This window comes from Zavarzinella formosa DSM 19928 (genome assembly GCF_000255705.1).
Lineage (GTDB): Bacteria > Planctomycetota > Planctomycetia > Gemmatales > Gemmataceae > Zavarzinella > Zavarzinella formosa.
The window spans coordinates 256,542-264,625 of record NZ_JH636446.1 but is presented as its reverse complement, the minus strand read 5'-3'; the positions used below and the strand labels follow the sequence as shown (position 1 = coordinate 264,625).

Annotated in this window: 1 protein-coding gene; it reads left to right on the top strand. The window is 61.3% G+C overall.

What is annotated here, in order from left to right; genetic code table 11:
* A partial coding sequence (locus BGIM_RS66130) for a hypothetical protein (protein WP_193789043.1) occupies nucleotides 1–8,084 on the top strand: 8,084 nt, incomplete at both ends.

The window sequence follows — 8,084 nt, the reverse complement described above, 5'->3', positions numbered from 1 at the left end:
GAACGAAGCCGCCACGATTAACGCCCTGACAGTCGGCGGCGCCGTGGCGGTCGGTGCCGGGGGCGCGGGAGGCGTCGGTGTCGGGGGGGCCGGAGCCGGTTCGGGGAACACTGTCAAGAACACCGTCCAAGCGTCGGTTTCAGGCCAAGCCACCGTGACCACCACCGGCGGCGATGTCTCCATGACAGCCAAGGATCAAAGCGGTATCACGGCCGACGGCGGCGGCATCAGTGTGGGGGTGGCGGCCGGGACTGGTGGCGGAGTCGGCGCGTCGCTGGGTGTTGGTTATGCCAACAACGACATCCGGAACACTGTCCAGGCGTTTGTTGACAACTCCGATGTCACATCAGCCGGAAAAGTCGCCATGTCCGCCGATGAAAGCGCGACCATCAAGGCACTGAGCATCGCCGGAACGGTAGCCGTCGGCGCCGGGACGGGTGGAATTGCCGCGGCGGGGGCCGGGGCCGGGTCTTACAACTCGGTGCATGGCATTGTTCAGGCCGATGTGGCCAACGGTGCCGGGAAGACGGTCGCCGCCAACGGCGGATCGGTCACGATTTCCGCGACCGATCACTCCACGATCAACGCCAGCGCGGGGGGAGTTGCCGCCGGTGTCGGGGCCGGGGGCGCGGTCGGCGTCGGCGTCACGGTCGGTGCCTCAACGGTCAACAATGATGTCGGCAATCAGGTTCAGGCATTCGTCGATGGAGCCTTGGTCAAGGCGGCCGGCGGTGATGTTTCGTTGAACGCGGCCGAAACCACCAACATCAGCGGGCTGGCCATCGGCGGGGCGGCCAGTGGTTCGGGCGGGGTGTTGGCCGGCGTGTCCGCGAGCGGGGCCGGCGCCGAGGTTGATAATAACATCGCGAACAACGTCGCGGCTTATGCCACCAACGGGGCGACACTCAAAACCACCGGAAGCGGCAATGTGTCTATTCTGGCGAGTGACAGTTCCACGGCCGATGCCAAGGCAATTGCGGGGGCCTTGGCGGCTGGTTTTTCCATCGGGGGGGCGGGAGCCATCGCCATCGGGGCGTCGATTGCCAGCAACACGTTCAATAGCACGATCCAAGCCTATGGCGACAGTTCAACCGTGTCTTCCGCCGGTGGCGTGACCATGCAGGCGACCAGTGCCTCTTCTGGGACCACCCTTGGCGTGGCCGCGTCGGTCGCGGTGGCCGGGGCGCCCGCCGGATTGAGCTTCTCCGGCGGCGGCGCCAGTTCGACCAACCGGGTGACTAACACTGTCAAATCGTTCGTCGATGGCGGCGCCATCACGGCGGCGGGCGATGTGCTGATCTCCTCGTTGGAGACCTCCCCCTTGAGCGCCAAGGTTGGCACCGGGGCGATTGCCGGCGGACTCGTCGCGGCTTCCGTCAGCGTCTCGGCTGCCGACAATACTTCCGCCAGTCAGGTTCAATCAACCGTCAATAACGCGACGGTCACGACGCCGGGCAATGTCCGCATCAATTCCTCGACCGGTGGCACGGCTGATACGCTGTCGATCGCCACCTCGGTCGCCGTCGGCTTTGGCGGGGCGGGGGCGGGGGCCACGGCGAGTTCCAATTTGGGTGATTCGGTCGAAGCCAGCACGGGCTTCAATGCGACGATCAACGCCGGGCAGGATGTCGAGATTGCCGCCGATTCCAACCAAACCGGCAACGCCTCCACGGACGGCATCGCGGTCGGCGCGATCGCGGTCGGTGTGAGCATCGCCCATGCCCTGATGCAAGGGGCGGTCAAGGCAAAGGCCGAGGGACAAACCAAGAGCGGAAAGAACCTGAAAATCCGGGGCACTTCCGAGGGAGCCTCGGCGGCGACCGCCAAGGCTCTGGTCGGCGGCATCTACGTCGGATACGGTTCCGAGGCCATCGCCTCCGATTCTCCCGCCATCACGTCCACTCTGACGGGCACAACGCAGGCCGGTGGAGATGTGACCGTCGAGGCGGTGGCCCAGCCAAAGGCATCGGCCGATAGCAAGGGGATCTCGGCCAGCGGCATCACCATCGGGCTTTCCACGTCGCAATCAACTGTGGCCCCGACGGTCGCCGCCACGGGGGGCGGCCAGATCACTGTGCCGAACGGCGGTTTGACGGTGAACGCCCTAGTTGATGGCCTCTCGAACTCGGCTCATTCAAACGCCTCCGGCGGGGCGATTCTGGCGACGATCAACGGTGCCCAGTCGGATGCCGTCTCCGGGCCGGTCGTCAGCGCGAACCTCGGTTCGGGGGCGCAAATCACCACCGGAAAAGACGTCAATGTGACAGCCAATTCGACGGGAAGCACCACCGCCAAGACGGACGGCTTGAACATCGGCGGGTTTGTCGCAGCGAGTCGAAACGTAGCCAACGCGGCCATCGGCACGGCGAATCTGGACGGCATTGTCAGCGTCCCGAGCGTGCCGGCGTCAACGAGTGCGTTCGCCGGCGATCAGGCCAGTGTGAATTCGGGTGGAAGCCTCACGATCTCCGCCAACAATTCGCAGAAGGCAACCTCCAACGCCACCGGAAGCATCGGCGGCTTGATTGCCATCGGCGGCGCGCAGGCGACCACGGTGCGAAACAACCCGGTTTCCGCCAACGCCCAGCAGAACAGTTCGCTGAACGCGGACAGGGATGTCACAATCACCGCCACGAACGGTTATGACCCGTTCGGCACGGCGCTTGGGATTCCCGTTTACGGTGACAATCTGGCGGCCGTCGCCAACAACACATTCGGAGGCTTGGGCGCCGCCGGCAAGCCGACGGCATCAACCACCGTCGCCGACGGAACAGACGCCGAATTGGGAGATCATGCCCAGGTAAATGCCCGCAAGGGAAGTTTCACTCTTCAAGCAATCACCAAAGACTTTGGCGTGCGGTCGTCGGCCACCGCCAAAGGGGGCGGGGCCGTGGCCGTGCCGATTGCCAACGCCACGACGACCACAAACGATCCTGCGACAGTCACCGTGGGATCGGCCGCCGGGGTCAAGGCGGGAATGAACATTCTGGTTGAGTCCAGAATCGGCGTGAACGACTCTTCCGATTCCAGCACTTCCGGGAAGGGATTGGGCGTCGATTCCACCGCGACCTCCAAGACCGACGGGACCGCCAACGCCAGCACGTTAATCAAGGATCATGCGAGCCTGGCCGCCGGATTGAACATGCAAATCCTAGCCGATCAAAAAGACGGCGTGTTGTCGTCGTCCACGGCGACGGCCACGGGTGGTGCCGCCGGGTTGCATGTGGCTGGCACCACCACGATTGACAAAACGAATACCTCGAATGTGGACGTGCAGCCAAGTGCGACGCTCAACGCGGTCGGGTCGCTTCAGCTTGACGCGGCCACCGGCGCCTCTTCAGGCTCTTTGGCTGACTTGTTCGTGTTTGGAGCCACCTCGCACGCCATCACCGACGCCGGCGGATTCGCCGGCAAGACCGACGCCAACGCGACCACCAATCTCACAACACAGGCAAACGTCAACGTTGAAAAGGCTTCCGCCGGTTCCGCCACGACGACGATGCGCACATCCAACCTCCAGGTGACATCGCACAATAACTCCCTCCCCGTGACGACGAAGGCGGAACGGAAGGGATTCGTTCTCATCGATGTGGGCAGCAGCAAGAAGAAGGAAACCGTCAGCCCGTCCAGTTCTGTGGCGATGTACGCCAATGCCACCATCACCGGGGCAAGCGGATATCTCCACATCGATCCGACAGGGAATGTGACATCATCAGGGGTGACATACACGACGGTTGGAAATCAAATCGTCCTTGACCCGATTGTCAATCCGGGTAACGGCTCGGCTTTGATTAGCGCCAAAGGCGGGGTCACGGGCATCCAAGGCAACTCGACCTTTATGTTTGACCAAGGTTCCGGCAGCGTCGATCTGCTCAACGAAGACCCGACGAAAGACTTGGTGGTCGGCGACATTTCCGTCTTGAATTCGCACACGACTCCGAAACTGACGATTGACGCCCTCTTTTTGCCGCCGGGTTCGTCATTCACCACCAACATCAGCAACACGGGCGGAACTCCGGTCAGCATCACCAGTGTCTCGAACATCGTCTTGCGGGGGACGATCAACAACGCGGAAGGGTCCGTGACGGTGAACGCCCCGAACGGTTCGATCACCGGGGCCGGCAACCAACTGATTTCCAGCCAACAAGTGACGCTCGCCGGAAACAGCATCGGCACGGCGGCGTCCCGCCTCAACGTACAGACGGTTCAATGGAACGGCGCCCCGGTGTTGTCAGCCAATGCGACTGGCAACATTTATTTGAATTTGTCCGCGACGAACATGCAGAATACCGATCCGGTGTCTGTCAACAACGCGACATTCAACGCCCCGCTGGTGGATTTGCTGATCGCCGACAGCGGGGCTGGCAGCGCTTATTCGCTTGGGGTGATCACCGGCGAACTGAATGTGGATGCGGGGGTTTCGACCCCCGTGGATTTGTCCATCACCGCTACGGGCGACCTGCCGGTCGGTTCGGTCATCTCGCGTCGGGGCAATGTTCGCTTGACCGCCGGGGGGGCGATCATCACCAAACGACCGGGCGGGGCGACCGACCTCATCGGCAACAATCTCACGCTTGTCGCCGGGACAACCATCGGGGCGGCCAGTCCGCTGGCGATCGTCTCCTCCTTCACCGCTCCGGGCGTCGTCAACGCCTCGGCGGCGGGAGACATCAATCTTCGGCAAGTGACCGGAAATCTGTCACTGAATCAAGTCAAGTCCGCGACCGGCAATATCTCCCTTCAATCAGCGGGGCGGTTGATCGACGGCCGTTCCGGGGTCGGAAGCCCGCCGGACGCTGTAGAAGCGCCCACGGGCAAAGCTCTTTTGTCGGCCGGGCTGGGCATTGGTTCGCAAACCCAAAATCTGGTCACCAAGGTGGCTTATCTGGAGGCGGAAGCCGGATTGGGCGAGTTGTTCGTGAACAACATCGGTACCAATCTAATCATTGGCGGCGGCGGAGCCATTTCCGGGGTCAACGGGGCGACCGTCAACGTGGTTACTGCAGGAGATCTTACCGTCAACGAAAACTCAGTCGCATCCGGCTTGATCGCCATGACAGCCGGTTCGATCACGATTTCCGGAGGGGTCGCCGTCCGAAGCGACAATTCCTCGGTGACTCTCTCGGCCTCGGGCGGGTTGGAAATCAAGACAAACAGCCATGTTGCCGCCGGTGGCGCGGTTGTTCTCCGAAGCACAGGGAATGGCGATTTCAACCTCTTGAACATCAATGGGTTGATCTCGGGTTCTTCTGTCCAGACCTCTACCGGAAGCGGCACGGGAGACGCGATTTACTTTAATCAAGTTCCCGTCGGCATCCCGGTGATTGTGGACGGAGGCGCCGGCAACCTCGACACACTAGACATCACCGGCACCAACGGGGACGACACTTACACCGTGACGGGCAACACGATCACGCTGTCGAACGGGACATCATTCACTTATTCAAACATCGAAGTGATCCGCGTTCACTCGCTGGCGGGCAACGACACGTTCAACGTCTCCGGTTCCTCCGCCAGTGTGAGCACCCAATTGCTGGCGGGCGGCCGCTCGACCTTAAACCTGACGACCAACGGAGTCCTCAACTCCTTGGTCGATTACCAAGGGGGAACCGGGCCAAACGTTGTCAACGTCACCACCAATTCCATCCCGACCGGTTCCGGCAACCCGAATGTGCTGGTGACGGATTCGGGCCAAATCAACGGGTTGGGGTTGCAGGCAACCCTGGCTCATGTGACGGCCATGAACGTCAACCTGAACAACGACGGGACCCAATTCCACCTGATGGGATCGCAGGCGCCCACCGTTGTTCAGGCCAACGGACACAATCAGAAGATTTCGCTGGGGGGCGACCCCGCCCCTGTGCCGGTGTTGTCCGGCGGCACAGCGATCCAGAAAGACTTCGGCGAAAGCGGAAACATCAATGCCTTCGGCAAATCCGTGACGCTGAGCAGCGTCGCCGGTTCCGGCAACACGTTAAGCATCGACAATAGTGACGGGACGGCAACGCAGGCCGTCCTCACCGCCAATGCCGTCAAGGGATTGGGCGAAGCGCAAGGGGCGGATCTTAAGTTCAACGGAATTGATTCTCTTGATCTGAGCGCCGGAAAGGGCGATCTGACCGTCAAGAACACCATCGCCGGGCCGGTGGCGATTGAAATGGCCGCGAATTCCGAAGCCCGGCCGGGCACGCTGACCGTGTTGAGTTCCGCCGCTTCCGCACTCACCCTGTCCGGCGGCGGGAGTTACAACAACGTGGTCTTCGACGCCAGCTCCCAGACGACGCCGATCACCGCCGCGCTGACTGACGGCGCTGCCGCGGGTTCCACGAAGCTCACCGGGTTCGGGCCGATCAGCCCGACTACGTTCGCGGGATTCACCGAAGCCGATCTGCTGGAGGGAAGCAACAGCGACACCTTATCGCTTTCCTCCAGCGTCCCCACAACGTTGATTCACGTCAACGGCGGCGCAGGGTCGGATCAATTTATTGTGGGCCGGGTCGCGGTGTCGCCAGACTCGCTGACCATGCCGAACACGATGATCCTGTCCGGCGATTCAGGCGATGACAAAGTGAACGTGATTGTCTCCGGCAATCCGGGTGACAGCGTCAATCAAGGACTGCTCTATCTGAGTTCGGCCGTGGAGCACATGGAGGTGGATAACTCCGCCAATCCGAACCCGGTGAACTGGACCACAAACTCCGGGGCGACCGTCGGCTATGTGGTCAACAATGTGGAAACGCCGCTCGTGGAGATGTCGCTGGTTGATGATGTGAACATCATCGGCGGCACCTCTCCGCAAAACACCCTGAATGTGAATGCCGGGGGCACGGCCCAGAAGGGGACGATCAACGGCAATCAAGTCACGCTGCAATCCAGCGGCCTGCTTCAATTCACCCGTCTGCAAGGAACGGTGGCTTCCTATGTGGAAGGGGGCTTCACGCTCCGCAGCACGACGATGGACAACCAGCCAAACTTGGAAGCCGACCGGAGCATCCTGCCGGCCATCAAGGCGGCCAACCCGGCGGCCAACGCGCCGGTTGTGTTTACGGCGACCGACGGCGGCCTGTTTTCCCTGTATTCCATCGACTTCAGTGGAACCGGCACGACGACACTAATCGGCACGACGGCGACCGGGAAGACTGTAACTCAACAAATAACAGTGTCATCTCCCGGCGCGTTCCAAACGGTGACATTGGATCCGAAGTTCAGCGAACTGACATCCGTGTCGCTGATTCTGGGCAACCTGTCCATGACAAAACTCGTGGCGATTCAAACGCTGCACACGGGGATTGAACTGCCCATCGCGGCTGTGCCGGGGACGATGCCCAGTGTGCCTCAGAACATTGAAATTGGGTCGGGGAGCGGATCGATCAACATTGATGGGCATCCCATTCCGATCTATACGATTGATTCTTCAGGTTTCCCAATCTATTTTTTCGGAGTTTTCAACGGAACGCCATTCGCGATCACAAATAATTTTCTTGATAACAACGCCATTAATACCATTTATTTTTATGGCGATCTGAACATCCCCGCCGGATCAACAGTCACGATTGACAGCAACCAACCCTTCGGGTTTGTCGTGCAGAATGATGTCAACATTGGAGATGGGGTGACGTTCAATGTGCCGCCGGGTGTGAATCCCGCCAGCCAGGGGGGGCAGGGAGGAACTGCCTTTGCTTCGAGCGGTCGCGCCGGGGGGGGAGGTCCGGCGAATGGCTTCGGACTTGGCTCAAATGGTCTGTTATACAACGCCCCTGGTGAAGTGGGCGGGTCGGGTTTTTACGGCTTCCAAGGCCAGAACGCGGCCGCCACTTATTCTTCCTCTGACTGGCGGACAGCCCAAGGCGGTTTGGGAGGCAATGGATTTCCCAACGGCAGCGGAGGATTTACCGCAGCCGGCAGCGGAGGTTCCGGAGGCAGTTGGGGGCCCAACCGGGAAAACGCCGATGGTTCCCCGTTGTTTGGCGTCGGCGAAGACGGCGGCGATGGTGTGGATGGCGGGAACGGCCAGAATGGCACGGCGGGCCTGTCGGGGCTACCCGGACAAACCGGCTTTGTTTCGTCTTCCAATGATTTGGTGC